The following is a 26,092-nucleotide window of genomic DNA, read 5'->3' as shown; positions in this document are numbered from 1 at the left end:
CGAAACATATGCAAGACATTATCAATCCCATAGACAGGGCACTACTGAAGGCTGAATTGACCAAAGAGAAGAGGTTGAGAAGTACCAATAAATCGAAGAATGAGATTTATATCGTCACGGCGCACGACTCACCCAATGTCATGCAAGAGATAGGGCGTCTGCGGGAGGTCGCTTTCCGTTATTACGGGGGTGGCACGGGATTCCCTGTGGATATCGATGAGTATGACACGATGGAAGACGCTTACCGCCAGCTGATTGTCTGGAGCCCGGAAGATGAGCAGATCTTGGGGGGATACCGTTTCCTTTGCGGTTCGGACGTTAAGTTCGACGAGAATGGTAAACCGATCTTGGCGACCTCGCACTTGTTTAATTTCTCAGAGAAATTTATCAAGGAGATCCTTCCTTATACGGTAGAGTTGGGACGCTCGTTCGTGGCTCTGGAGTATCAATCCACCCGTTCCGGGGCGAAAGGCTTATTCGTGTTGGATAACCTGTGGGATGGATTGGGGGCTTTATCCGTGGTTGATCCGAGCTTGAGGTATTATTTCGGGAAGGTGACTATGTACAATACGTACAACCAAGAGGCCCGTAATATGATCTTATACTTCCTCGGATTGCATTTCCCGGACGCAGACCAACTGATCACTCCGGTATATCCTTTGGAGACTAATATGGATGTAGAGAAGATGAGATCTCTTTTCCCTCACGATAATTTCAAGGATAACTACAAGGTACTGAACCAAGAGGTTCGTAAATTCGGCATCAACGTGCCTCCTTTGGTAAATGCTTACATGAGCTTGTCGCCTAAGATGCGTGTATTCGGCACAGCGATCAACCATGAGTTTGGAGAGGTGGAAGAAACGGGTATCCTAATCGCTATTAACGAGATATTAGAGGATAAGAAGAAACGGCATATTGAGACGTATCTGGAAGAGGAGTACAAGTCCGCCGAGTTGATACGCAAGAATTTCATCGGGGAATAAAGCCGTAGATATGGCTAGCGCGACAGCGTAACAAGATATAAAAAGGTTCAGCCTAACCGTTCGCCTCCAAGCGGATTAAAAACGGACAAAGGCTGAACCTCTTTTTATCTCAAATAAATCTTATAGCATAGTCCACCGGAGAAATACTTCATTCGCTGCAATTCGAATTGAAAATGTATATGATTGAATAGCAGGTAAGTGGCTCCCATAGCGAAGTCTTTCGAATCGTATTCGGCTATGACGTTCAAATGCGGGGCGAATGAAGGATTGTAGGTGATACCTCCCGCCACACCGTTCAAGGGATAATCCTCACGGCGGTTATACAGATAGGATAAATGAATGCCTAAGGTTTCCCTTCCCAGCTGAAAATGTTTGGTAGCGGCCAGATAATAACGGCAGAAATAGCCGTTTCCCGTAGCCGAAGCGAATTTATGCCCGGATGACGTAAAAGGGTCCGAAGTCCCCAGCACGACAGCGGGGATGTATTTGCTTTCTTTCAACACACGTAAGCGGGCGGAGAAATAACGATCTTGGTTCGTGAATCCGGAATAGCCATGCTTATCCAATCCAAGGCTCTCGGCCGTAAACAGCGTACAAGTATACGCTACTTCCAGAAACGGGAAGATCGTCACGTTCAAATAATAATTCCACGTATTAAAATTAAACTTGGGAGGCGTAAGCTCTTGATGCAAGAAGTTTCCGCCAAGCATCACGGTCTTGTCCTTTTGCATATCGGCGGACGGGGCATGCAATAGCCCTGTCGTGCCATAAGATAATTGAGCCGGAAGTAAGGTCCAGCAACTTAAGAATATGATTAATAAGAGTAATTTCTTCATTTTTCTTTGTTTACTTATAAACTTCCGGCTCAACATTATTTATAGGGAGGTCAGTCTTCTTGTTGATTATTTACCAAAAATACCGCCTCCGGCATTGTTTCCATTGCCATGGCCATGTCCGTGGCTTTGCTCATAAAGAGGAGCAGGATTAGCCTCTTTCACGCTCAACACCGTAACAGATACCGATTCCAAAGAACCACCTTTATTCAGATAGTAGACAACATATTCTTTAGCCGCATACTTAACAGTAATGTTTACACCCTTAAGAGTCATGCCTTCGTCGACCTTCACGTCATATGATTTTTTGAAAGAGATCAGACCACCATCAGCGTTGATTTTCTTGCCTAAGCAGTTCTTCAAATAATCCTTAGCCGCATTTCCATACGGAACTGAAAGGACAGCTTTATCCAAATCTTTATTATTTAAGAAAGTCGCATTATAAGTAAACTCTACCGAAACCATCTTGTTGTATTCTCCAAACTCCGATTTCTCGATAAAGAACGTACTATCAGAAGGAGCGGTTGTAGTCTTAACCGCCATCAATAAACCTGCGCTGAATTGAGAATAGTGAGCTACAGGGATATTCAATTGGCCATTCTTAAGCTCTACTTTAGCATCTTTATCAACTACCCAATTATCTCCATTCTTATACAGAAGGTTTAGAGGCATATCGGATACGTTCTTGAAGTCCGCAGGAGCGGAAGCTTTAATCACCATAGCCGGAATAATAACCGTACCGTCAGGCTTTCCTGTATAAATACGGGTAACAGCTGCGGCTGGAGAACCGCTTTCTGCTACTGTGCTAGCATCCGTTCCAGTCTCAATCTCCGCTGCTTTCTCACTATTAACCGTTAATTCCACCGTAGCATCACGTTTAATAGAGAAATCCTCCGTAGTGTTATTAGGAGTCACGATAACAACACCTGTATTAGAACCTTCGGTAGAGAATGAAATTTCATCAACCTCAGATTTGTCCTCTACTACAGATTCAATCTTGCCCAAACTTGCAGCGAATGTCTCAGGATTGGCAACAGCCACATTTGCGCCAGATTCATATTTATCCGCAACAGCCTCCGGTATCTTTACAGCAACCTCTACTGTCTTTCCTGTCTCATCTTTTACCTCGACCTTTTTCTCTTGATTAGCTTCAATCTTTTCCTCGACCTTACCTACTTGCTCAACGCCGATTTCCGGATTCACCTCTGTAATCGGTTTAGAAACCTCTCCGCCCTTAGTTACAGGATCGGGATCTGGGGTTGGGTCTGGGGTTGGAGTCGGATCTGGAGTCGGTGTAGCAGGTGTCAAATGGAAATCAGCGATCACATTCGCAGTCTCACCCGGTTTCAGCTCATCCAAAGTAAAGTTGTAAGAATATGCGGCATATCCTTCTGCGACAACACGAATTGTAAATCTCATTTGAGCCGTAACAGCATCTTGAGGAATTACAAAACGATAATGAGAGCCTGTCACAGTCTGAGTCTCAAACCCAGAACGGTAAATCATCTTTGTTAAAGCGCCCGACAAAGTAATTGTCGCATTAACAGCTTTACCATTCACATCCTTAACATCACCTTCCACAATATAAGAAGGACCTGTCGGAGTAGGCGTAGAAGCCTTCAATACCAAATTAGCCGGATACTTCACGTCAAATGTATCACCGTCACCCTCAGCCTTCTCTTGGTCCTCAACCGGAGAAACAACAACTTTAGCGACTGTCTTCTCATAACCGGAAGCCGTAGCGGTAATATCATACGTACCCGTTGCCACGTCAGACAACTCAAAGCTAGCCTTGTTCTCCTTAGCGATTTCCTTGTCACCTAATTTAACGAGCACTGAAAGATCGGAAGCGGTAATATCTTTTCCAGCCTCGTCTTTCACGCTAACGGTCAAGAAATACTTCGCCTTCTTGTATTCCGGCGTAGGCTCGGGAGTTGTTCCCTTTTCCATCACGGCATTCTGGATATTCTCACCCAAGCCGGATTCTACCTTCTTAACGGTTATATCATAGCTTCTCTCGATATAACCTTCTTTAGAGAAAGTCACCTTATAGGCTCCGGCAGCATTCTTTCCCAAGTCGAAAGTATACTGTCCGTCAGCAGCAGTCTTAGCGGACATTGATTTAGCTCCAGATAACGCGACATTCACATCCGCCATAGCAGCACCGTCCACGTCTGTCACTTTACCACTGATCGCATAAGTGGCTTCATTGCCCGGAGTAGGCCCAGGCACATCCCCATCGTCATCCTTACAGCCAGCGAAACCGATCATGGCTGTTGTCAAAAACAAGACCAATAAGGTCTGTAACTTTGTAATTGTTCTCATAATAAAACTATTTAAAAATTGAGTAATTCCGACTTTATAAAGTACGGGTTGAATTGATTTTGCTTCATCATGTTATCTTCCGGCAACGCATAATAGTTCTTATAATAATACCGTTCGTTTCCGGCATTATAAGACATACCCCAATTGTCGGAAGTTGTCACCCTTGCATATTTACGTTTGTATTTATAGGGAGGAAGAGCCACTTGGAAGCGAAAACCTCCATTCTTCAAAGCACCTTGCGCCTTCATCGCATAGAAACCAATCGAGCAATATCGGAAATGACGAATCAAGTCGATTCGTCCTCCAACCTCATGCAATAAATATTGTTCCGCCTTCAACGATATCTGCGTATTGTATTTTGGCCAGTAGAAACTCCCCCCCAACGACCAAGTGATTCGTTGATGCTTACCATAATGAAATTCGAACCCATTCCAATACCCCGTCCCGGTACAACCAATCCGCCCTTCCACAGAAAAACGTTCATCCTTGAAATAATGTACCGCCTTCAAATCTATACCATAGCGATCCGAATCAAACAACCCTACGCTTACTCTCGCAAACGTACGCATCGGTAAGCGGAATGATTGAGAAAGAGCGATTGTTCCCGGGTGAATCTTATCCATCCGCTTTCCATATCCATCATTATATATAGGAAACACCATCTGCGCCGTCAGCTTCATCCCATTCCAGAAAGAGACCTCGATCGCAGGCGAGAGGTTGAATAATACTTGGTAGATTTGCGTGATAATGAGGTTCTTCAGATACAACTCCGGATAAACCACCACGTCTACTTTAAATAAGGAGCTATTCATACGGTACTCTTTCTTCACCTTATCCCAGCTATCGCCCAGATCGTAAGTAGCATCCCAGGCGGAACGGGCCGCATAGGAGCCGGGAGCCGCCTTCAAGCTGTCCGGATTTGCCGTATAGATCAATGAGATCTGCGGTATATTATTATCCAATACGACGATACGGCAGGATTTGCCCTTCTCCGGCAAGCCTGTTTTCTGGATGCGGTCTATGGCATGGGCCAGTCCCACACCCTGCAAACGCCAAGGGGTATTCTCCAAGACATACACTCTCTCCTTCTCGTCTTCCGACCAGACAACATTCTCAAAACCCATATCGACCAGCATATTTGCGGTGATATCCGCATATACCTTATTATATTGGGCCTTTGTAAACATAGGCAATAGTAGCAAAAAGAATAAAAGGCATTCCTTACGGAGTAAAATGGCTCGTATAGAAGACTTTCTATTCATATCTCTAGAGTTTGATTCCAAGTTATCATTGGTTTACTGTTTTTCTTATTCTTACCCTTCCACATAAAAAACGACTAGTGAAAACGATCGTTTAGATCTTGCATTTTTTTAGAAAGTAAAAAGATGATGCTCTTTTGTCATATTCGTGACACTTTGATTAATCTATCCTGTTGAGAAGAAGATATATAGCAGGACAAAATTTAATCGGAAAAGGTTGCCGGTCTCGGAGAAATGCCTACCTTTGCAAACGACTAATTGAAACGATCGTTTTTTACAGTCGTTTTCAATCTAAATATTTTTATTGTTATCATAGATACTTCTCATAATAGCCTGCGCCAAAATCAACAAATGACACTTTATATTTAGAGAACGACCTCATTATTTTAAGATGTACATAACCCCGCATCCAAAGTCAGCTAGCTTCGTTGGCAAAGTAAGTTAACTTACTCGGGCATTTAAGTTAGCTTACTTTGCCATTTAAGTTAACTTACTTTTTGGCCCTTCTATACAGTCCAAAAAGAATACGGAAATTTGCTATTCTCGGAAAGCATTCTTATCTTAGCAAATTATAGCAGATTATAGCAAAGAGAGAGTTTCATGTTAGCAGCCATTCATATACAGTTAATCGTTGGTACGATATTTATCATATTGTATAGCGTCACTATATTAGGACTGGTATTAGTTATCATTACAGAGAATAGGAATCCGTTAAAGACAATTCCTTGGGTAATCGTCTTATTATTAGCACCCGGTATCGGACTGCTTTTCTATTTCTTCTTTGGACAAGATAACCGGAAACAACGGATCATATCGAGGCGTACCTATAAACGCATCATGAAAAGGCCGCAAGAGGGTAAATTACCTCAAGACGCCTGCGTAGTTCCGGACCCCTATAAACCTTTATCGACCTTGTTGACTAACACCAACCAATCCTCCCTCCTATACGGAACACAAATCACGATTTATACGAATGGTACCGATAAGTTCAAAGACTTGCTGGAAGAGATCCAGAAAGCGACCCACCATATCCATATACAATATTATATATTCTGTGATGACGAGATAGGAAAACAGGTGCAACAACTCCTTATCAAGAAAGTAAAAGAAGGTGTGAAGGTACGTGTACTTTATGATGATGTGGGTTGCTGGAATGTAAAAGACGGCTTCTTTAAGGAAATGAAGGAAGCGGGTATCGAGGTATATGCGTTCTTGAGGGTAGCGTTCCCCGTTTTCACCAGTAAGGTGAATTACCGGAACCACCGCAAGATTATCGTGATAGACGGTAAAGTCGGGTTTATGGGAGGCATGAATATAGCCGACCGATACGATAAGGGAACCTCTTGGGGCACATGGAGGGATACGCATTTCAAATTTGTAGGGAAAGGAGTGCACGGGCTTCAATCCGTATTCCTCATCGATTGGTACGTGGTTAGTAAAAAACTCTTGAACGATCGGATTTACTATCCGGCCGCCCAAATCTATAGCGATAATATTATGCAAATCGCCACTAGCGGTCCGGTAGGTCAATGGAGAACTTTGTTGCAAGCGACCATTTTCATGATCGCCAACGCCAAGAAGTATATCTTTATACAAACCCCTTATTTCCTGCCTACCGAAGGATTGAACCAAGCGTTGCAAACCGCCGCCTTAGGGGGAGTGGATGTTCGTTTGATGCTGCCTAAGCGTTCCGATACACGCTCAGCGAATATGGCCAGTCATTCCTTTATCGACGAGATGGTAAAGGCCGGCGTAAAAGTATACCTCTACAAACCGGGCTTCTTGCATTCCAAGCTAGTCGTGTCCGACGACGCATTGACAAGCATCGGGTCCGCCAATATGGACTTCCGTAGCTTTGAGCATAACTTCGAGATTAACGCTTTCGTATATCAAAAGGAATTCGCCCTGCAAATGAAACGGATCTTTACACACGACATGCATCACTGTGAGCGCTTGATCCCTTCCCGCTGGTTAAAGCGCCCCCTCAAGCAACGCATGGCGGAATCATTTATGCGTCTGTTTTCTCCCCTTCTTTAAGGAAGATGCTAAAGTTCACGGAGCCATACACCCGGTGCTGATAAAAATAAGGCAAAGATGAGAAGTCATTGGTCTTAGGATGTTCCATGATGAATATCCCTCCATCCCTTAGTAAATCACGCTCGAAAACCAAGGCGGGTATTTCCGGCAACTCCGGCAAGGCATACGGGGGATCGGCAAAGATGAAATCGAAACTTTGCTTAGGGGCTGAATTCAAATAACGGAAAACATCCCCACGAATCAGAGCCAATGCATCCGTCTTCAGCTCTTTCGCTACCTTGGCTATAAAAGAGGCATGAGCGTTATTTTTCTCTATGGCGGTTACATTCCGGCATCCTCGTGAGATCAACTCAAAAGAGATACTTCCGGTTCCGGCAAAAAGATCCAACGCATCCATGCCTTCCAGATCCACCAAATTATTTACTACGTTAAAAATATTCTCTTTCGCAAAATCCGTCGTAGGACGTGCGCTAAACGAAGAGGGCACGTCAAAACGCCGACGACCGTATATACCGCTTATTATTCGCATATTAATAAAGATATTAAATCCATAGGGGCTTTCGTTACATCCGTTCCCAACAAATAGGCTTCCGAAGGGATCTCCACCGGCTTAACATGGCGTAAATAGGCTCGCAATCGCTCCAGAACCCGCATTCGCGAGGAAGATTCCCCCGCTAAAAGCAACTGGTCCTTTTCTTGGTTCAATCCCGCCTGTTTCCATACATATAATATATAGTATACTATATCGTCCGATTGGTCGATCGGGTAAGAGTTCACAAATAAGAGTTTCCCTTGAGCATAGCAGGCCACATCCATCCGCTTTCGTTCTATCACGACATACATTTGCCGGGGTAAGCTAGCACTACTTTCTTTTGTCCATAGCGTTAGCGGAGAAGTCATGTAGTGGGAGAAAAAAGGATGCAAAAGAGAACGGGAGCAAAATTCGTAAACCTCCTCGTCTACACCAAACACCAACTTAGCCTGTTGTTCCTTTAAAGTATCGGTTAAGCAATGCAATTCCAGTGTAGAAAAGCTGAAATCCAATAAACGCCCTTCCTTACCGTCCCCCCAATAATTATCAGGGACCAAGCTATATTCCGGAGATACACAGATCACGTTAATCCGTTTATAAGTCCACGTAAGAAACTCATGAGCGAAGAAAAACTCCTTAAGGGAAGAAATGAAAGAGACCGCCCGATCGAATTCCGTTTCCCGATAAAAGAAACTTCCTCCAGCCGAGGGATCATACCCGGAAAAAGAAAGTCCACCCGACCGAAGCCGGATGGACACTATATACTTTTCCGAATTATCAGTAGTTAACGTATCAGGAATGCTGATAGTCATATGAGCCGCTGATTATTCCCAGTTACCTGCGTTGTTATTAATTTCTTCCAAAGAACCTACGCGCAATCCCGGGAACTTACCTTGTTTCTCTGCCTTGTCGATCAAGTTATAAGTCAACTGAGCATCCATGTCACGCAAATATTCTTTGTAAGGAACCTCACAAGCGAATACTTTGATCTCATAACCCGAACCAGATTTCAACGTAGCCGTATCCATCTTGAAAGTAATCTTTTCACCCGGAACGGCCGGAACATAACGCATAGCCGCTACATCATAGTTCTTACCCAGCAAAGTATCTTTCGCCAATACCCACATGGTATCACGTCTGATTAAACCTTTCTTAACAGCCTCTGCTTCTGTCATACCTTTCTCCAACTGCTCATCCGTCAATACACCTTCCTTGATCAAGAACGGCAACTTATCCGTATTCAAGAATTTCTCCAAATCGTCGAAACTTCCGGCATGAGTCTTATACATGTTCTTGTATTCGATCTGAGCCTTACGGATTTCAATCAAACGGGCGATGATCGCATTGTCACGAATAGTCTTCTGATCATCATACTCAATCGGACCAGTGACGCTCTTGTAGCACATGTAAACTAGCAGTACAACTGCGGCAGCTAATAAAATCTTTAATGTAACTTTCATGGTTTGTATTGTTTTTTGAATTTATTTCGTTCGGCAAATTTAAAAAAGAATATTTAATACACTACCTTTATCGCGAAAATTATTGCGATCAAAATGATAAATAGTTACATAAGCCAGCAAATCGAACGAAATTTCCCCTATAAACCGACGGATGATCAGTTTTTAGCGCTTCATACGCTTACCGAATTTCTCTTGTCTGAGGAACCGGACAGCCTTCTACTGATGAAAGGCTACGCAGGAACCGGAAAAACCTCTCTGGTCGGGGCTTTGGTGAAAACGCTTAACGAACTAAAGCAAAAAACGTTTTTGTTGGCTCCAACCGGACGAGCAGCCAAAGTTTTCTCGGGTTACGCTGGCCAAAAAGCGTATACAATTCATAAAAAAATATATCGTCAACGGGCGTTTTCCAATGAGCCGACGGGCTTCATGCCGGCAGATAATTTACATAAAGATACACTTTTTATCGTCGACGAGGCTTCTATGATCGCCAACGAGGGGTTGGATTCATTTGTTTTTGGTTCCGGACGCCTGTTGGACGATTTAATCCAGTATGTCTATTCCGGGGAAAACTGCCGTCTTATCCTAATGGGAGATGTCGCACAGCTTCCTCCGGTAATGCAAACGGAGAGTCCCGCCTTGAATCCTGAGATATTACGGGGTTACAACCTACAGGTTTGGGAGATAGCGTTAACTCAAGTCGTACGCCAAAGCGAGGACTCGGGAATCCTGTTCAACGCAACCCGGCTACGAGACGCACTACGAAACCACACGGTCGAGATCTTTCCGAAATTACAATTAAAAGGCTTCTCCGATTTCACGAAAGTCAATGGAGATGAGCTAATTGAGGAAATATCTTCCGCCTATAGCCGCGACGGGATGGAAGAGACAATGATTATCTCCCGCTCGAATAAACGAGCCACGATTTATAATAACGGCATACGTAACCGTATCCTATACAGGGAAGAAGAGCTATCGTCCGGCGATCGTTTAATGGTAGCGAAGAACAATTATTATTGGACAGCGAATTGCAAGGAGATGGACTTTATAGCGAACGGAGAGATCATTCAAGTCATGCGGGTACGCCGTGTCACGGAGATGTATGGCTTCCGCTTTGCCGACATCACGGCTCGTTTTCAAGATTATGATCTGGAAATCGATTTGAAAATCCTATTGGATACTTTACAGACCGACTCCCCCGCCCTCCCTAAGGAGCTAAACGACAAGCTCTTTTACACCATATTGGAAGATTACGAGGACATTCCTACCAAGGCGGGAAAAATGAAAAAGATGAAGGTAGATCCTCATTACAACGTCGTCCAAGTAAAATACGCTTATGCGGTAACCTGCCATAAAGCCCAAGGCGGCCAATGGCTGAACGTCTTTCTCGATATCGGTTACATCACGGAGGAAATGCTTGGTGAGGATTTCTATAGGTGGCTCTACACGGCTTTTACCCGGGCGACCCATCACCTATATCTGGTGAATTTACCGGACGAGTTCGTCGAATGATTTACAATATTTTAAGATCGAAACTGGCAACATTGACAAGAAATACTTATTTTTGTTGCAAAACATACGTATGTCCGGATGATTTATAGCATCTGAAAAACATATAGAAATGGCAAACAAGGAAAAAATAGATTATCTATTGATCGATATCAGGGAGCTGGAGAAGTTGGTAGCCGGAATGAGGGACGCGGAAATTTATCCCGCCTCTTTCTTCAACCAGACCTTCCAGTTGACCCACAAGGTATTGAAGGAGCTTCATACGCTGGAGGAGTTTCAGTTAGAGGCTTTGCGTAAACAAATGGAGGAACATCAACGACTTATCGATTCTATTCCCGTAAGTAAACCTTTACAGATGCCGGAGGTGCAACCGGCTCCGGAAGTATCCCCTACGATCAAGGTCGTACAGGTACAAGAACCGGTCGTTGAGGAACCTATCGTAGTAGAACCAATTGTCGAAAAAGTGATCCCAGAAGAAAAGATCGTACAAGAGACAATCCCCTTGAAAGAGATAGAGATTCCACATAAAACTATATTAGCGGATAAATCCAGTATTTCACTGAATGATATATTGGAGAAAAAGAATCTTTCTGATTTCCGTAAGGCATTCAGTTTAAATGATCGTTTCCGCTTCAGAAGGGAATTATTCGGAGGAAATGAGGAGAAAATGAATAAGGCGATCTCAGACCTGAACGATCTTAGCTCGTACGAGGAATCGGTCACTTATCTGAACAAGGTGTTGAACTGGAATATAGAAGACGCTTCCGTAGCCGATTTCATCAAGCTATTGGAAAAACGCTTCTCATAAATATACGATATGGCAAAATTGACTGTAGTCCCAACCCCTGTTGGTAACTTGGAAGATATGACATTCCGGGCGATCCGTGTGCTAAAAGAAGCAGATCTTATTTTAGCGGAGGATACCCGTACGACCGGCATCTTGCTGAAACATTTCGAGATACAGAACAAGATGCAGTCCCACCACAAGTTCAACGAGCATAAGACGGTGGAGCAAATCGCGGCCCGTATCAAGGGAGGCGAAAATATCGCCCTTGTTTCCGATGCCGGTACGCCGGCCATCTCCGATCCGGGATTCATGTTGGTGAGGGAATGTGTTCGCCAAGGGGTAGACGTAGAGTGCCTGCCCGGAGCTACGGCTTTCGTGCCCGCCTTGGTAGCGTCCGGATTACCCAATGAGAAGTTCTGTTTCGAGGGGTTTCTCCCTCAAAAGAAAGGAAGGCAGACCCGGCTAAAAGAATTGGCTTTGGAATACCGGACTATTATTTTTTATGAATCACCTTTCCGTCTGCTCAAGACCTTGACGCAATTCGCCGAGTTTTTCGGTACGGACCGCCAAGTATCAGTATCCCGGGAAATCTCCAAATTACACGAGGAAACCGTACGAGGCTCCTTAGAAGAAGTAATTCAGCATTTTACCGTGAACGAACCAAGGGGTGAGATTGTTATTGTATTAGCAGGCTTAAAAGATAAAAAGGACAAAGAGACAGAAAAAGATGTTTAACTTAACAAGCAAAAAGAACATGAAGAAAGTATTATTAGTATGTGTCTGCACAGCCATGCTGGCCTCTTGTGGCCAAAATTCAGCGGATTACAAGAAACTAAAGGCTGAGAACGATTCTCTACGTATCGAGAATACGAAGAACACGGATGAGCTTAATGATATGCTCTCCACCCTAAATGATATTGAATCTGATTTTCAATCTATACGTGATGCCGAGAATTATTTGACAATCCAACAACAAACCGGCGGTGAGCTAAATCAGTCACGCAGAGATCAAATCAAGCAGAACATGCAATTGATCAGCGAGACCTTGAAGAAGAACAAGGAGCAAATCAGCCAGTTGGAGGAGAAATTGAAGAAAAGCGGTATTCAATCTTCCGCATTACGAAAGACGATCGATCGTCTTTCCTCCGAGCTGGATCAAAAGGCAACGATGATTGTCGCTTTGCAAGAGGATTTGGCAAAGAAGAACGTACGTATCCAAGAATTGGACGAGATGGTAAGTTCCTTGAATGAGGATGTGGAAAGTCTGGCTACTACCGCAGCCGCTCAATCCGAGAAATTGAACGCTCAAGATAAAGCCCTTCATACGGCTTACTACTGTTTCGGTACTTCCAAGGAATTGAAGGAACAGAAGATCTTATCCGGTGGTGGCCTGTTCTCTAAATCTAAAGTATTGCAGAGTGGTTTCAACAAGGATTATTTCATCTCTATCGATATCCGTGAGGTAAAAGAAATTCCTTTGTTCGCAAGCAAGGCTAAACTAAAATCCAATCATCCGGAAGGATCTTATGAGTTCGTAGAGGATGAAGACGGAAACTTGACCTTGAAAATAAATGACGAGAAGGCTTTCTGGAGCCTAGGCAAGTATTTAGTGATCGAAGTTGGATAATGATTTATAAAAGTATATTTATCGATTTGGACGATACCCTTTGGGATACGTACCATAACAATAAAGAATGCCTTGAAGAGCTATATACCGATTACCACTTTAATCGGTATTATGCCTCCTTCGAGGCTTTCTTTGATATTTATATGCCTCATAATCTAGACTTATGGGCCAAGTACCGTTCGGGGGAAATAGACCGGCAAACCTTAATCTTGGATCGATTTCTCTATGTACTTCGTCCGTTAGGAATAGAGGATAAGAAAACCGTCTTATCGGTAAATAATGATTTCTTGCAACGCACGACCACCAAAACCCGATTAGTGCCCGGAGCCATTGAATTACTGGAATATCTCCGCCCTTCCTATCGGTTATTTATTTTATCCAATGGATTCCGTGAGGTACAATTCAAGAAACTTAGCAACGCTGGCTTGGCTCCTTATTTCGAACGGATGATCCTGTCCGAGGACGCTAATATACAAAAACCCCATAAAGGTATTTTCGACTTCGCCTTAAAGAACACGAACTCACGCCGGTCCGAGAGCTTAATGATCGGGGATAGCTGGGAAGCTGATATCATTGGGGCTTACCAATCCAAGATCGACCAGATATGGTTGAATCCGGAAGGATTACCTGCCGATGGATTCAACCCGACCCATACAGTCCGCTCTCTGGAAGAGATCAAATCCATCCTATAAACAGACCTTTCTTACAATGCCCATTATAGCATGCTTACGATGGGCATTATAAGCTCCTTAGAATGGGCATCATAAAGATCTTACAATGCCTATTCTAAGAACAACATCTTAACAGCTTATAAATAAATCGATTACTTATCGGCAGTCACCAGATATCGGCGAAAGCCCTCAGAGTATTCCGGATGATACCCGCCTCCTATCGAATCGGAACAAATAATAAAATAGTCAAGGCCGGGCACTTTAGCGCATAAGGATTTAGCCTCCTCCGAGCCTAAGACCATAAATGCGGTAGCATACGCATCAGCGGTCATGGCATCCGGAGCGACGATCGTAGCGCTAAGGATATCCCGCTGTACAGGGCAACCTTCACGAGGGTCGATCGTATGGGCGTATTTACGTCCATCCTTTATATAAAAATTACGGTAATTACCTGATGTAGCCATTCCTAACGGTTTAGGGAAGCTAACGATCTGCTCGAGTTCTTGATTCATGCCGGCAGCGTCATCCGTAGGCTTCGTGATCCCTAAGCGCCAATCCATGCCCGAGGGATTCACGCCTTTCACACGCATCTCGCCACCAAACTCCACCAAATAATTACGGACCCCTTTCTTCTCCAGCATTTGGGCTATCATATCGCAAACCGTTCCATCCGCCAAAGAAGAAAAGTTCATCATCAAGCGAGGATCGTCCTTCACGATGCGATCCCCTTCTAAACGAACTTTCTGAAAACCGATAAACTGACGGACACTGTCGATATGAGCAGGGGTTACGCTATCCTTCCGGCTGAAGCCAAACCCCCAAAGGTTGATCAACGGGGCGCAAGTCACGTCGTAGGCCCCATTTGTCTCGGCAGATACTTCCAGTGCCTTCTTAAAGACTTTTTGGAAGAGCGTATCTACCCGTATGTCACGGTTCTGGTTTACCTGACTGATTACCGAAGTAGAATCAAAAGCATTAAACAGGTGGTAGAAATATTTCAACTGCTCGTCAATCTCCTTATCCAATGGTTTAGTATGCTCAAACTTAATATGATAAGGTGTATGAAGCCTTCCGGATACCTCATAGTATTGGGGAGCCTGTTCACAACTTATCAACAAGATATTAACAAGTAAACAAAGAATGGAGAATTGACTTTTCATATTAGAACTCTGATGTAAAATGGAACTTAATATCCGGAAAATCCTGTTGGGCCATCATCAATACATAGCTGGAATCCGCTAAATAAACATCACGGCCTTCCTTATCCAACGCCATATATTGCGCCTTACGTTTCTTGAAATTCTCCAATGCCTGTTGGTTATCACTCTCGATCCAACAAGCCTTATATAGGCTGATCGGCTCCCATTTACATTGAGCGGCATACTCATGCAACAGGCGGTATTGAATAACCTCAAACTGCAATTGTCCCACTGTACCGATAATCTTCCGGCCATTGAATTGATTGGTAAACAACTGGGCGACACCCTCGTCCATCAATTGCTCGATACCTTTGTTCAATTGCTTTGCCTTCATCGGATCGGCGTTCTCTATATATTTGAACATTTCGGGAGAGAAGCTCGGCAATCCCTTGAAATGCAATTCCTCTCCGGAAGTCAACGTATCCCCTATCTTAAAATTCCCGGTATCCGGCAAACCGATAATATCACCCGCGAACGCCTCATCCACCACTTCTTTCTTCTGAGCCATGAAAGCCGTCGGACTACTGAAACGCATCATCTTACCGAAGCGTACATGCTTATAGTTCGCGTTACGCTCAAAACGACCGGAACAAATCTTCACAAAAGCGATACAACTGCGATGGTTCGGGTCCATATTCGCATGGATCTTGAAAATGAAGCCGGTGAAATTATCCTCATTCGGGTCTACCACACGCTCTACCGCATGGATCGGACGTGGCGAGGGAGCGATACGGATAAAGCAATCCAATAGCTCTTTCACACCGAAGTTATTCAGAGCGGAACCAAAGAATACCGGAGCGATATCCCCATCCAAATACGTATTCACATCAAATTCGGGATAAACCCCCTCTATCAACTCTATATCCTCACGAAGCTTCGCGGCTTGCGTAGGATCAATATAAGTCTCGAGATCCGGACTAGTGATATCCTTGAATTCCACATTCTCCGTCACATATTGCTTACTCGGGGTATATAGGTTCAGTTTCTGCTCGAAAATATTGTATACGCCCCGGAAACGTTGTCCCATATCGATCGGCCAGCTCAATGGGCGTACCTTTATCTGTAATTCTTCTTCTATCTCATCCAGCAAATCAAAAGGATCTTTACCATCACGGTCCATCTTGTTGACAAAAACGATCACCGGAGTCTTACGCATACGGCAAACCTCCATCAACTTACGAGTCTGCGCCTCTACTCCCTTGGCGATATCGATTACGATAATAACGCTATCCACCGCCGTCAAGGTACGGAACGTATCCTCGGCGAAATCTTGGTGGCCCGGTGTATCCAAGATATTAATCTTATGATCGGAATAATCAAAAGCCATTACGGAGGTAGCTACGGAGATACCGCGTTGCTTCTCAATCTCCATCCAGTCGGACGTGGCAGTCTTCTTGATTTTATTAGACTTCACCGCTCCCGCTACATGGATAGCGCCACCAAATAACAATAATTTCTCGGTAAGCGTAGTCTTACCGGCATCCGGGTGGCTGATTATGGCAAACGTTCTTCTTTTTTCAATCTCTTCTGAATACTGGCTCATTCTATTTTATATGTATATATTGTTATCAGTTACACTTTGTTATTCATGCAGTAGGCCAAGCTAGTCTCCCAATGGGGAATCGTCAGTCCGTACGAGCTTTTTATCTTACCTTTATTCAATACGCTATAATGCGGGCGGCTGGCCGGTGTCGGATAATCCTTGGTCTCTATGGGTATCACCCGGTTATTCATACCTGCTATTTGCAAGATCTTTACCGTAAAATCATACCAGCTACACACCCCCTCGTCCGAGAAATGATAGATACCCGGTATAAATTTACCCGCCTCGGCACGTTCCAGCACGGTAAGCATAGCGACCGCTAAATCTCCGGCATAAGTAGGCGTACCCACTTGGTCGAATATGAAACGCAACTCATCCCGCTCCTTTCCCAAACGCAATACCGTCTTCATAAAATTGTTTCCATACTCGGAATACAACCAAGCCGTACGGATAATCACGGAATCCGGACACACCTCCATCAAGGCCTGCTCTCCCGCCAGTTTCGTACGTCCATATACGGAAACAGGACAAGTCGCATCGCTTTCCAGATAAGGACGGCAACTCGTTCCATCGAACACATAATCGGTAGATACATGAATCACCTTCGCACCTACGGCATGAGCGGCCTCACCTAAGTTCCGTACCGCATCCCGGTTGATGCGCATACACAAATCCTCATGCTCCTCCGCTTTATCCACCGCCGTATAAGCGGCGCAATTCATGACATATTGAACATCATTTTCCAAGACATATTTCCGGACGGCCTCCTTGTCGCAAATATCCAACGTATCTATATCCGTAAAAAGAAAATTATAGCCGGGATACTGGCTGATACGAGCGTGGATAGAACTTCCCAATTGACCGTTCGCTCCGGTTACCAAAACTGTCTTCATGTCTATATCTATTATTAATCCTCTAGTTTAAGTTCCCCTTTCATATCTTCCCGATATTTCTCGGCGAGCAACGCCAAGAAGGAGCTGATTTGTTTAATACCCTCTAACGTCTCCGCACTCACCTCTTTCCCTTGCATACGCAAAAGCAGATAGCCATATACGGCGGCGAAACAAGTTTCCAACTCCGGCAGATCCTCTCCACCCGATTTAGCCCGGAGCTGTACGATATAAGGAAGCGTCTTATAATAAGCCGCGCTATAAACCATCTCTTTCGGAGATTTCAAAAGACGAAGATGCAAATCGGTCAAAGTAATAATCACATTCTTGTTCAATTGGATATGACCTTTCTCCATCACCCCTTCGCTACGCATCATCTCGATCAATTCCTCGTACCATTGAGCGATTTCCTTCTTCACCTCCTCGGGCTGGTCGTAATAGGCGATCACCGTGCGGTTGATCGAATCCATATCGAACTTATTCGCCCGGATCAAGTCCTCAACCTGCCACATATAAAGCAGATATTCAGCGATATTCTCTTTTCTTTTTTGTCTAGCTATTATCATATCGGCAAAGATAAACTATATTCCGATAACGCTTGATAAAAATCCGCGTCTTTAACGCCTAACTGCCGGCAAGCCAAACGTGCCGCATTCAGATTGATCAAGAAATAGCGATTGGGAATCCGTACCGGATAGTCTCCGTAGCGAGTATGCAAAAAAGTCTGCCCGTCTTTCTCCACGACCGGATGTTCCTCAAAAGGGATAGCGGTGATATCGCTCCGGACGTCCCCTGCCAACTGACTGACAGTATCATCACCTCCAAAATAAATCAATTTCCCTTCCCGCTCAATAGAAACGGAGAAAGATTGATAAGTGGATAAATAGGCCTCTGGAGTCGCATGATCCGTCTCGGTAGACCAAGATAAATTCGTCAGGATGGCGATATGCGGACGATAGAATTCCAATTGGAAACGCTTGTCCAAGGCAGAGGTGATATGCTCATCTCCTTCGATCAAAGCGATACGTGCCTCATAACTCAAATGTACCCGATTCGGAAGCGAGTCCACCTTGCTAGTCAACGCATAGTCGAACGCCAACTTTTGCCGGCGCAACGCACAGACCATCATGGAAATAATTGTCTTCTTTCCACGACTACCCGCCACAACAACCCGAGTTTTCGACCGAGTCCGTTGAAATATAAATTCCGGAATGGATTGGATTAACACCCCCAATTCCTTCGCACGCAATAATTCCGGGTTATCTTGCTTTACTTTAGCACCCAAAACCACCGAGTGAATATCTTTTATTAATTTCTCCGGAAACCACCCATCCCCATAACAGGTACAGCCTGCGTTATGAAGTCTTCCTATCATCTCTTCAGTCAGACCACAACCGGAAGCGCTTACCTCATATCCTTTTTCTCGAAGTGCTAGGGCTAGATCTAAAACCAAAGGTTCGGTTACGGAGATCAAATGAACTTTTCGCATCGTTTTGATTTTAGCGCAAAAGTACGACTTTTATAAATACCTTCGGCACAAAGAAGTGAAAAATTAGATGCCCTCGATATGTTTAATGGTCGTAGTGTCTTCTTTTCGTGAAGCCTCGACCAGCCTTTCCTTCGAGATTATAACCGGAGTATGTATAAATTCCGGAACATTAAACGAGAACAGGGAGCATTCATAATAATCCGGAGATGCTTGCGGTAACAAGAAAGGTTTACCGCACTGCCCCCGCTCATTCACATGTACCAAATACGGGCGTGTGAAAAGCCCATCGTTCCGGCGGCTGGAAAAGACAAACCAACGACTATTGCCGCTCCAAGAATGATAGCTCTCTACATCCGGGCTATTCACTTCCGGCAAAGAATCGATTGCCCCGGTAGACAGATCCAGCATATACAAATCCGCATCCTTATGCCAAATAGAGAAATTGCCATAATCGGACACCGTATAAAGTAGCCGCTTCCCATCCGGGGAGACTCTCGGGAACTTAACACTCCGGCCCGCTTCCCTCGCATTATATAAGGTATCCACTTGGGTTCCAATCGAACCGTCTTCCGGATCAAAAGCGACTCGTAGCAGGTTATACCGGACATCCCGATAATTTTCCGGCATACAGACAGAATCCGCCGAACAGAACAGCAGATAGTTACCATCCGGAGTAAAAGTGGGAAAAGTCTCATAACACGCCATGGAAGCCAATAATGGCGAACTGAATACCCTCTCCTTCTCCGTGTCATAGATCAGCACGTCCGATTCCACGTCATATACCTCAATCCGATTCTCATCGGAAAGATGGAAGTCTTGGTGGGTCTCATTGGTAGAAAAAGCGACATACCGGCCGGATGGATGCCAATACGGATAAACGAACGAAGCCGGCTTACCGTCCCGTTCCAACGCAATCGTCTTTACCTGCCGATGATCAATCAAGTAAGTCCCATTATGAGAACCCCGCTGATGAAAAAGCATTTGTTCCCCTTGTCGCTCACAAAAGGCATGGCAGTTCATACAACTATTATTTGTCGATTGGTTATCAAGAATAGACTTTTCAACATAGTTTTCAACACATCGTTGATAAATCCCCATCTCGTTCCACATCCGATATCCGGGAAAAATACGGCGATACACCAAATAAGCGTCAACGGAATCTCTTGACACATAGATAGGGAAACTCATTTGTTTCCAATCACTTTGAGGTTCTCGAAAATAAACCGTCACATCTATTTGTTTTCCTTGTGCGTCCTGCGATAAGACCTTCCAATCCGTTTCCGGCAGGTTGAAAGCACCATGATCGGCTGCGATTATCAACTCCCCATTCATAGTTTTCAACCGAATTATCCCCTGTAGCTGTTGATCAACCAACTTGAAATTGGGAGGGGCCATATTGACCGGTACAGTAACTTCCCTGTAATCCGGAAACACGTCAGTTTCTCCTTGTTCCGCTTGCGCAGGAACTTCCGGTCTACAAGCCACAAGTCCCAAAAGACAACCTATAATCCAACAGATAGATAATCGCTTCATTGTTCTTCTCCTTTAAAGATCTTGAAATAGTAATAATACCAATAGGTATCTCCAAATTGTCGATACATCGAGGACACATCCACTTGGTTGGCAGATCGTCCCAAAACCTGCTTGAATTCCCGGTATCGATCTACGATCTCCGGCTGTATGGAATAGGAGGAAAGCGATATACTGTCTTTGTCCGCCAACAACAATCCGGCTTCTTGGAAATGCCGGGGTATCGGTTCCCCCTTCATGAAAGGTGTCTCTTCCAAGAACCGGCCAAATGCATCCAGCTTCTTACCCAACAAATAATAACATCCCCGGTATTCCCAACCGATCCGATGATCCGGAAGATTGTATCCACTCCATAAGGAATCGACAGGTACGGACAAACTCAGTCGATCTCTTTTCTCAACAGGCATATATTTGTCACTCAACTCCGGATCTTTATCCTTTAATTCCGGATGTACCAGATAGGTAGCATAACGGCAAGCCCAATCTTTATAGAATGGCATAGCGGCAAGCAAGTCCAAATATTTCTTGGCCAGCGCCACCTCACCCCTAATCAGACAAACTTGCACGAAACGTTGCATCATGCGGGCACTCCCTTTACGTTTGGCTTGCGTAAATCCGTCCATCGCAAAGCTTTCAGACAAAGAGACATCGCCAACAAGAAAATGAACATCGCTCAATAAACGATCCATGTAAAAGGTCTGATTCCAATCGGCACATAAGCTTTTCGTTCCTTTCTGATCGAAAGTAAACATCCGGTCGGCCAATTCTCCCTTATGGGCCAACGACATATTCAAATAGTTTAAGCTAACATAATTATAGATCTGCTTTCCCCGGTACTTATCAATAATAGCGTCCCATTGCCTCTCCCGGGCTAAGAAAGAGAGCTCGTCAAGCATCATGCGTTGCGCATGCCAAGGTTCCGGCAGGCAAAACCGGATGGATACCAGCGCCGTGATCAGACAAACAACAAGGGCTACCCGATCCATCCATTTACTCTTCTCGCCAATCACCGGAACAAAGCGAGCGAATAAAGCAACACCGACAATCGAAAGGGTAAAGAAAGTCCATACACGATACATATAATAATGAGGTAATCGCTGTATCTCCAGATAGGCTTCCGGCATCCATCCATCAGACAAAGGTACAGGAATCCCTAACCATCCGCTAAACAAATAGATAAAAAGCGCTGGGATCAAGCAGGCAGCGGCGGCCAATCTTTGCCGCGACGTTTTGTAGCGGAGTAAGGCTAACAGCGTATATAAGAAAGCGTAACAGACAGATAGAAGCCCGGTCAGCCCACATAAAAAAAGTGTAGAGGCAATTCCGTATCCGGCAATAGAACCCGCCCTCCGCACCTTTAGCGAGACCGACAAAGCTAAAAGCATCAAAACCACGCCAACCGTCCCGTCCACCAAATACTCCCCATGAATACTCATCTTAACCAGATACAGGACCGGCAATAAAGAAAGGAACAGCAGGTAGGTCTTGTCAGAAAAACAACGCAAGATCCTATAGACCATAAACCCGCAACCAACGAGTAAAACCGTATGGAGAACCACCGCCGACATAGGCTGCCGGTAGTATTGAATGATCCATTGCCCGGCGACAGCGCAAAATCCTCCCGGCTGAAAAAGGAACTCCCGGATATACCACCACTCAGGTATAAACAATTGCATCTCCTCCTGACCGACAAACACAAACACGCCAAAAAGCAGGAAATAATAAAAAATAGCAGCTGTCGAAAAAGACCAGAAAAGCGTTTGTTTCCAGTTCATATACTTAATAGATTATTATTCCACCAACCATCGCTCGATGTTACGGGTCACAGAGGAGAAGTTCACGCCGATCTTAAAAACTTGCCGTGGATCACTCGCAAAGGGAAGCGCATACTGTCTCTCCTCTATCTGGCGCAACGCCTCCTCGGCGGTGCCGTTCAGCTTGAATTCCATCACGTAGATATAGCGATCGGTCTTCAGAACGAGATCAATACGCCCTTGTGAGGTATGATATTCCACCTGCGTATAAAGTCCAACCAACTTAAATACGATAAAAAGCACGTTCCGGTAATGCAACTCCGTATCACGCTCCGGCTTCTGACCGGCGATCACCTCATAGGGTGTATCAGCGAAGAAGCTTTGTAAACGGCGGAAGAACGCATCGTAATCACCGGAGCGTATCTCTCGTACGAATTGCCCGATCTCGAAAGGGGTCTTGGGGGCACTAACACTCGTGTAAAATGGAAGGAGATATTTCACGAAACCCTCTTCCACTTCCCGGTTCGGGAAACCTAGCCGGTAGATACCAAATTCAGGATCGTAATCCTTGATCGTCAAGTAACCACTCTGGTAGATTACGGGAACGGGATTTTTCGAGGCAGCATCGATACTGTTCAACACATCCGCATCAGTCTCCGTGTTCGCCATCTCGTAAAGGTCGTAATGGGTATGCTTGAGTAATTCAACGAGGTAAGAGGGCGTACCGGTCTCGAACCAATAATCTCCGAACTCCATCTTGGCGAAGGTATTCAATAGGCTAAAGGGATTGTATATTCCCGCAGACTTGGCGGTAAAATGGTATCCGTCATAGCGCTCCTTGAGTTTCTGGCTGGTTTCCTCATAATCCAGTTCCTGTGTCTCAGCCAGCTCCTTCAACTCCTCTTCTAGGTAGGCATGTATCTCTTTCTCCGTGATGCCACATATCTCGACGTAGCGATTGTCCATCGAGATATCCATAAGGTTATTCAAATCGCTGAACACGCTTACCTTACCAAACTTCGTCACCCCTGTCAACAAAGCGAAACGAATGGCTCTATCCATCGTCTTTAACACGCCGTAGAAAGGCTTCAACATATTCCGCAATTGCGTTTGCGTCTTTTCATCGTGCAGGTTTTGCAGCAAAGGCTTGTCGTACTCGTCAATCAATATCACCACGCGATGCCCGGTCTGGCGGTAAGCCTGTTCTATCACATAACTGAAACGTTCCTCCAAGGCACGATCCTGTTTCTCCGTTCCATATAAAGCCTCCCATTTCTCCAAGAACTCATTCAAGATACTAGTCAGAGCGGCAGTATCTTTATAATGACGAGCATTCAAGTCCAAATGCAAGATCGGATATACCTCCCAGTCTTTCTCCAACCGTTCCATCGCCAACCCCTCGAACAGCTCCCTCTTCCCTTGGAAATAGGCCTCCAACGTAGATAGCAAGAGACTCTTGCCGAAACGCCGCGGACGACTCAAGAAATAGTAACTTCCGGTCTTAGCCAACTGATAAATCAAAGCTGTCTTATCAATATAGAGATAACCGTCTTTACGGATCTTCTCGAAGTTCTGTATGCCGATAGGATAAATTGTCTGGTTCATAGCGATGATCGTTTAGATATACTTACCATGAACAAAGATAGACATTCCTTTTTATCGGAACAAGATAAGAACATATGATCTCAAAAACTTTCCTTGACAATACGCTTGACTGGCAGGAAAAAACGCTCGATCAAACGCAATTCCTCCCATTTTGAATAAGAACTAATAGCAGATCAAAATTATATGCCAGAAAACGCAGTAGTACTTACTTCGTCTACAAATATATACTTACTTGCCCGATGAAGTATATATTCTCCGGTTAAGTAAGTACTACTGCGTTTTCCACACCATATCAAAAAAAGGAGGTATGCCCAACTGACATACCTCCTTTTTTATATTAAGTTTAACTTATTAATATCCCGGGTTCTGTTCCAACAACGGGTTCGCACCCAATGACAATTGATGCAATGGATAACGATTGTATTTCTCATCGTTCGTAGCCTTATGATCCCACCAATCCTCTGTCACATATGCGTCCCAACGGATTAAGTCCGTGCGACGACGGGCCTCGCGCAAGAACTCTTGCATCCATTCCTTCAGCATACGGTATTTATCCAAATTGGCAGCGGTAACAGGATCCGGGTCGTTTCCACCCTCGAAGTTACGCTTACGGATGGAGTTGATGATATCGGCCGCACCATTCTTATCGCCCAAACGCATCTTACATTCCGCCAAAGTATAATAGATCTCTGTCAGACGAATTACAGGACAATCTGGGTTGAAACGTTCCTTGAACTCATCTTGATTAGGCAGAGGACTAAATTTAAGAACACGCACGCCTGAGTTCTCCTCTGCATCGGCAATCGTAGAAGTCAGATCCTTAAGACTGGCTACCGTATTGCCCACCTGGCTGATATGAGCGATCTGGTCTACGACATTCAAGACCTTGCCGGCATACTCGCGGGCACCCAAGCATTTGTACTCGGGGAAATCCGGGTTTTGCAACTCACCAACGATAAACATACCACGGTATTTGCGACCACCCTCATATACATACTGCTGCTTACGGATATCCTTGTCGTTGAATGTCTCGTATGGATTACCTACGTTAAACTTATACAAGTTACCCTCCGGATCGCGACTAGGGCATAGGCAAAGCCCATTATTACCACTAGCATCCTGCAAGCCCCCTAAGAAATCCTTGAAATTATAGGGAAGAGTGAAGGCAGTCAAACCACCATCCGTCTCACCTTTGGCATTCTCGGAAGGTACTGTCCAGATAATCTCCGGGCAAGTCTCATTACCCCAACCAAAGATCTCGGTGAAATGGTTGGCCAATTTATACTGACCATACTTTCCATCGATAATATCCTGACAAATCTTAGCGGCCTCCTCATACATCGGTTTATTGATATACGATTCAGCGTTGAAATACAAACGAACCTTCAAAGCCGCAGCCACAGCACGATGGATAACGTTCGTCTCGGGTGCTCCCAAGGTCTCCTTCAACGGAAGATTCGGCATAGATACATCCAACAAGGAGTCGATAAAATGGAAAGTCTCCACATCTGTAGCACGAGCCTTCACATCCTCCTTCGTAGATGTGTAAAGAGGCATACCACCAAACATGTCCAAACCATCCAAATAAAAAGAGGCAGCCAATACGTTCAACTGATTAATCATTGATACACGATCCTCCTCAGTCAAGCCCACCGATACGAAATCGATATTCTCCAAATCCTCCAAGGCACTCCACGACTGAGCCACACCCATCGTCGTCAAGTCCCATCCATCCTTCATCGGGCTCATATCATCCATAAAATGATGATGATGCATGTTCTGATAAACGGCGCCATCAAACCAGTCATTACCACGAGTAGGCACACACATAGCATCAGTTCCCACTTCCATCAAGCGCACACGAGCGTCGTTATGAGCTACCCACCAACGCCAATGCGTAAAAGGACGATTAAAACGCGACCAAATCGCGTCTGCATTCGTATAATACGTGTCGGGAACAACCTGCGAATAGAAGGTAGGATCCACATCACATGAGGTACCCAGCAGCAAGCAAGCAGCCCCGGCTACCATCCAATTTGTTATCTTGCTAATTTTCATTTTC

General features: G+C 44.7%; 22 protein-coding genes. 7 read left to right on the top strand and 15 right to left on the bottom strand.

Features of this window, described 5'->3' with window-relative positions:
- Positions 1 to 8 precede the first annotated feature (8 nt).
- Complete coding sequence (locus DWY79_RS05190; protein WP_005866962.1) at positions 9 to 983, top strand: GNAT family N-acetyltransferase; 975 nt, start codon at positions 9 to 11, stop codon at positions 981 to 983.
- 104 nt (positions 984 to 1,087) lie between these two features.
- Here the strand turns inward: DWY79_RS05190 and DWY79_RS05185 are convergent, their stop codons facing one another.
- The 3 genes from DWY79_RS05185 to DWY79_RS05175 form a co-directional block, all read right to left on the bottom strand.
- Complete coding sequence (locus tag DWY79_RS05185) at positions 1,088 to 1,819, bottom strand: YjbH domain-containing protein (RefSeq protein ID WP_122368958.1); 732 nt, start codon at positions 1,817 to 1,819, stop codon at positions 1,088 to 1,090.
- A gap of 66 nt (positions 1,820 to 1,885) precedes the next feature.
- Positions 1,886 to 4,141 (bottom strand): carboxypeptidase-like regulatory domain-containing protein, encoded by a 2,256-nt coding sequence (locus DWY79_RS05180; RefSeq protein WP_008780715.1) that lies wholly within the window; start codon positions 4,139 to 4,141, stop codon positions 1,886 to 1,888.
- Between the two features lie 11 nt (positions 4,142 to 4,152).
- The gene (locus tag DWY79_RS05175; RefSeq protein WP_034527693.1) at positions 4,153 to 5,403 is read right to left on the bottom strand and encodes a hypothetical protein; all 1,251 of its coding nucleotides are present in this window, start codon (positions 5,401 to 5,403) and stop codon (positions 4,153 to 4,155) included.
- Between the two features lie 597 nt (positions 5,404 to 6,000).
- On the opposite strand from DWY79_RS05175, the gene cls reads away from it, so the two are divergent.
- Entirely contained in the window at positions 6,001 to 7,437 is a 1,437-nt protein-coding gene (gene cls / locus DWY79_RS05170) for a cardiolipin synthase (RefSeq protein WP_005866953.1), read from the top strand.
- On the opposite strand, the gene DWY79_RS05165 is transcribed toward cls, so the two are convergent.
- The 3 genes from DWY79_RS05165 to DWY79_RS05155 are packed head-to-tail and all read right to left on the bottom strand — an operon-like array spanning position 7,409 to position 9,429.
- Positions 7,409 to 7,966, bottom strand: a complete 558-nt coding sequence (locus DWY79_RS05165; protein WP_005861342.1) for an RsmD family RNA methyltransferase — start codon at positions 7,964 to 7,966, stop codon at positions 7,409 to 7,411. The two genes, cls and DWY79_RS05165, sit on opposite strands and share 29 nt — an antisense overlap.
- Positions 7,957 to 8,781: a DUF3822 family protein gene (locus DWY79_RS05160; protein WP_009018318.1), complete on the bottom strand. Its 825-nt coding sequence runs from the start codon at positions 8,779 to 8,781 to the stop codon at positions 7,957 to 7,959. Before DWY79_RS05160 ends, DWY79_RS05165 begins: the two co-directional genes overlap by 10 nt.
- A gap of 12 nt (positions 8,782 to 8,793) precedes the next feature.
- Positions 8,794 to 9,429, bottom strand: coding sequence for a hypothetical protein (locus DWY79_RS05155; RefSeq protein ID WP_005861338.1), 636 nt, complete (start codon positions 9,427 to 9,429; stop codon positions 8,794 to 8,796).
- Between the two features lie 93 nt (positions 9,430 to 9,522).
- Between DWY79_RS05155 and DWY79_RS05150 the strand changes: the two genes are divergently transcribed.
- The 5 genes from DWY79_RS05150 (at position 9,523) to DWY79_RS05130 (ending at position 14,041) form a co-directional block, all read left to right on the top strand.
- The gene (locus DWY79_RS05150) at positions 9,523 to 10,938 is read left to right on the top strand and encodes an ATP-dependent RecD-like DNA helicase (protein WP_122368957.1); all 1,416 of its coding nucleotides are present in this window, start codon (positions 9,523 to 9,525) and stop codon (positions 10,936 to 10,938) included.
- Between the two features lie 109 nt (positions 10,939 to 11,047).
- Entirely contained in the window at positions 11,048 to 11,743 is a 696-nt protein-coding gene (locus DWY79_RS05145) for a hypothetical protein (protein ID WP_122368956.1), read from the top strand.
- Between the two features lie 9 nt (positions 11,744 to 11,752).
- The gene (rsmI, locus tag DWY79_RS05140) at positions 11,753 to 12,457 is read left to right on the top strand and encodes a 16S rRNA (cytidine(1402)-2'-O)-methyltransferase (RefSeq protein WP_005861332.1); all 705 of its coding nucleotides are present in this window, start codon (positions 11,753 to 11,755) and stop codon (positions 12,455 to 12,457) included.
- Between the two features lie 19 nt (positions 12,458 to 12,476).
- On the top strand, positions 12,477 to 13,349 hold the full coding sequence (locus DWY79_RS05135) for a hypothetical protein (protein WP_005861330.1): 873 nt from the start codon (positions 12,477 to 12,479) through the stop codon (positions 13,347 to 13,349).
- The gene (locus tag DWY79_RS05130; protein ID WP_008773844.1) at positions 13,349 to 14,041 is read left to right on the top strand and encodes a YjjG family noncanonical pyrimidine nucleotidase; all 693 of its coding nucleotides are present in this window, start codon (positions 13,349 to 13,351) and stop codon (positions 14,039 to 14,041) included. The genes DWY79_RS05135 and DWY79_RS05130 overlap by 1 nt, the downstream gene beginning before the upstream one ends.
- Positions 14,042 to 14,172: 131 nt before the next feature.
- On the opposite strand, the gene DWY79_RS05125 is transcribed toward DWY79_RS05130, so the two are convergent.
- The 9 genes from DWY79_RS05125 to DWY79_RS05085 form a co-directional block, all read right to left on the bottom strand.
- On the bottom strand, positions 14,173 to 15,180 hold the full coding sequence (locus DWY79_RS05125) for an FAD:protein FMN transferase (RefSeq protein ID WP_122368955.1): 1,008 nt from the start codon (positions 15,178 to 15,180) through the stop codon (positions 14,173 to 14,175).
- A gap of 1 nt (position 15,181) precedes the next feature.
- Complete coding sequence (locus DWY79_RS05120; protein ID WP_122368954.1) at positions 15,182 to 16,762, bottom strand: peptide chain release factor 3; 1,581 nt, start codon at positions 16,760 to 16,762, stop codon at positions 15,182 to 15,184.
- Positions 16,763 to 16,791: 29 nt separating this feature from the next.
- Entirely contained in the window at positions 16,792 to 17,655 is an 864-nt protein-coding gene (gene rfbD, locus DWY79_RS05115; protein ID WP_005866936.1) for a dTDP-4-dehydrorhamnose reductase, read from the bottom strand.
- A gap of 14 nt (positions 17,656 to 17,669) precedes the next feature.
- On the bottom strand, positions 17,670 to 18,218 hold the full coding sequence (locus DWY79_RS05110) for a DUF4924 family protein (protein ID WP_122368953.1): 549 nt from the start codon (positions 18,216 to 18,218) through the stop codon (positions 17,670 to 17,672).
- Complete coding sequence (locus DWY79_RS05105; RefSeq protein WP_122297540.1) at positions 18,215 to 19,141, bottom strand: Mur ligase family protein; 927 nt, start codon at positions 19,139 to 19,141, stop codon at positions 18,215 to 18,217. The genes DWY79_RS05110 and DWY79_RS05105 overlap by 4 nt, the downstream gene beginning before the upstream one ends.
- Positions 19,142 to 19,204: 63 nt before the next feature.
- Positions 19,205 to 20,674: a PD40 domain-containing protein gene (locus DWY79_RS05100; protein ID WP_122368952.1), complete on the bottom strand. Its 1,470-nt coding sequence runs from the start codon at positions 20,672 to 20,674 to the stop codon at positions 19,205 to 19,207.
- On the bottom strand, positions 20,671 to 22,446 hold the full coding sequence (locus DWY79_RS05095; RefSeq protein ID WP_121773457.1) for a DUF6057 family protein: 1,776 nt from the start codon (positions 22,444 to 22,446) through the stop codon (positions 20,671 to 20,673). Before DWY79_RS05095 ends, DWY79_RS05100 begins: the two co-directional genes overlap by 4 nt.
- A 15-nt stretch (positions 22,447 to 22,461) precedes the next feature.
- Positions 22,462 to 24,030: an ATP-binding protein gene (locus tag DWY79_RS05090; protein WP_008780705.1), complete on the bottom strand. Its 1,569-nt coding sequence runs from the start codon at positions 24,028 to 24,030 to the stop codon at positions 22,462 to 22,464.
- Positions 24,031 to 24,381: 351 nt separating this feature from the next.
- A complete protein-coding gene (locus DWY79_RS05085; RefSeq protein WP_005866928.1) occupies positions 24,382 to 26,088 on the bottom strand; it encodes a RagB/SusD family nutrient uptake outer membrane protein in 1,707 nt (568 codons plus the stop codon).
- Positions 26,089 to 26,092: the final 4 nt, after the last annotated feature.

The sequence above is a fragment of the Parabacteroides sp. AF27-14 genome, from assembly GCF_003635425.1.
Classification (GTDB): Bacteria; Bacteroidota; Bacteroidia; order Bacteroidales; family Tannerellaceae; genus Parabacteroides; species Parabacteroides distasonis.
Note: the sequence above shows the minus strand (reverse complement) of the source record. Positions and strands in the feature narration are given on the sequence as shown.

What these genes read in the sequence shown, in the direction of transcription:
- DWY79_RS05190 (WP_005866962.1), top strand. Translation starts at nt 9, where the DNA reads ATGCAAGACATTATCAATCCCATAGACAGGGCACTACTGAAGGCTGAA.
- DWY79_RS05185 (WP_122368958.1), bottom strand. Translation starts at nt 1,819, where the DNA reads ATGAAGAAATTACTCTTATTAATCATATTCTTAAGTTGCTGGACCTTA.
- DWY79_RS05180 (WP_008780715.1), bottom strand. Translation starts at nt 4,141, where the DNA reads ATGAGAACAATTACAAAGTTACAGACCTTATTGGTCTTGTTTTTGACA.
- DWY79_RS05175 (WP_034527693.1), bottom strand. Translation starts at nt 5,403, where the DNA reads ATGAATAGAAAGTCTTCTATACGAGCCATTTTACTCCGTAAGGAATGC.
- cls (WP_005866953.1), top strand. Translation starts at nt 6,001, where the DNA reads ATGTTAGCAGCCATTCATATACAGTTAATCGTTGGTACGATATTTATC.
- DWY79_RS05165 (WP_005861342.1), bottom strand. Translation starts at nt 7,966, where the DNA reads ATGCGAATAATAAGCGGTATATACGGTCGTCGGCGTTTTGACGTGCCC.
- DWY79_RS05160 (WP_009018318.1), bottom strand. Translation starts at nt 8,781, where the DNA reads ATGACTATCAGCATTCCTGATACGTTAACTACTGATAATTCGGAAAAG.
- DWY79_RS05155 (WP_005861338.1), bottom strand. Translation starts at nt 9,429, where the DNA reads ATGAAAGTTACATTAAAGATTTTATTAGCTGCCGCAGTTGTACTGCTA.
- DWY79_RS05150 (WP_122368957.1), top strand. Translation starts at nt 9,523, where the DNA reads ATGATAAATAGTTACATAAGCCAGCAAATCGAACGAAATTTCCCCTAT.
- DWY79_RS05145 (WP_122368956.1), top strand. Translation starts at nt 11,048, where the DNA reads ATGGCAAACAAGGAAAAAATAGATTATCTATTGATCGATATCAGGGAG.
- rsmI (WP_005861332.1), top strand. Translation starts at nt 11,753, where the DNA reads ATGGCAAAATTGACTGTAGTCCCAACCCCTGTTGGTAACTTGGAAGAT.
- DWY79_RS05135 (WP_005861330.1), top strand. Translation starts at nt 12,477, where the DNA reads ATGAAGAAAGTATTATTAGTATGTGTCTGCACAGCCATGCTGGCCTCT.
- DWY79_RS05130 (WP_008773844.1), top strand. Translation starts at nt 13,349, where the DNA reads ATGATTTATAAAAGTATATTTATCGATTTGGACGATACCCTTTGGGAT.
- DWY79_RS05125 (WP_122368955.1), bottom strand. Translation starts at nt 15,180, where the DNA reads ATGAAAAGTCAATTCTCCATTCTTTGTTTACTTGTTAATATCTTGTTG.
- DWY79_RS05120 (WP_122368954.1), bottom strand. Translation starts at nt 16,762, where the DNA reads ATGAGCCAGTATTCAGAAGAGATTGAAAAAAGAAGAACGTTTGCCATA.
- rfbD (WP_005866936.1), bottom strand. Translation starts at nt 17,655, where the DNA reads ATGAAGACAGTTTTGGTAACCGGAGCGAACGGTCAATTGGGAAGTTCT.
- DWY79_RS05110 (WP_122368953.1), bottom strand. Translation starts at nt 18,218, where the DNA reads ATGATAATAGCTAGACAAAAAAGAAAAGAGAATATCGCTGAATATCTG.
- DWY79_RS05105 (WP_122297540.1), bottom strand. Translation starts at nt 19,141, where the DNA reads ATGCGAAAAGTTCATTTGATCTCCGTAACCGAACCTTTGGTTTTAGAT.
- DWY79_RS05100 (WP_122368952.1), bottom strand. Translation starts at nt 20,674, where the DNA reads ATGAAGCGATTATCTATCTGTTGGATTATAGGTTGTCTTTTGGGACTT.
- DWY79_RS05095 (WP_121773457.1), bottom strand. Translation starts at nt 22,446, where the DNA reads ATGAACTGGAAACAAACGCTTTTCTGGTCTTTTTCGACAGCTGCTATT.
- DWY79_RS05090 (WP_008780705.1), bottom strand. Translation starts at nt 24,030, where the DNA reads ATGAACCAGACAATTTATCCTATCGGCATACAGAACTTCGAGAAGATC.
- DWY79_RS05085 (WP_005866928.1), bottom strand. Translation starts at nt 26,088, where the DNA reads ATGAAAATTAGCAAGATAACAAATTGGATGGTAGCCGGGGCTGCTTGC.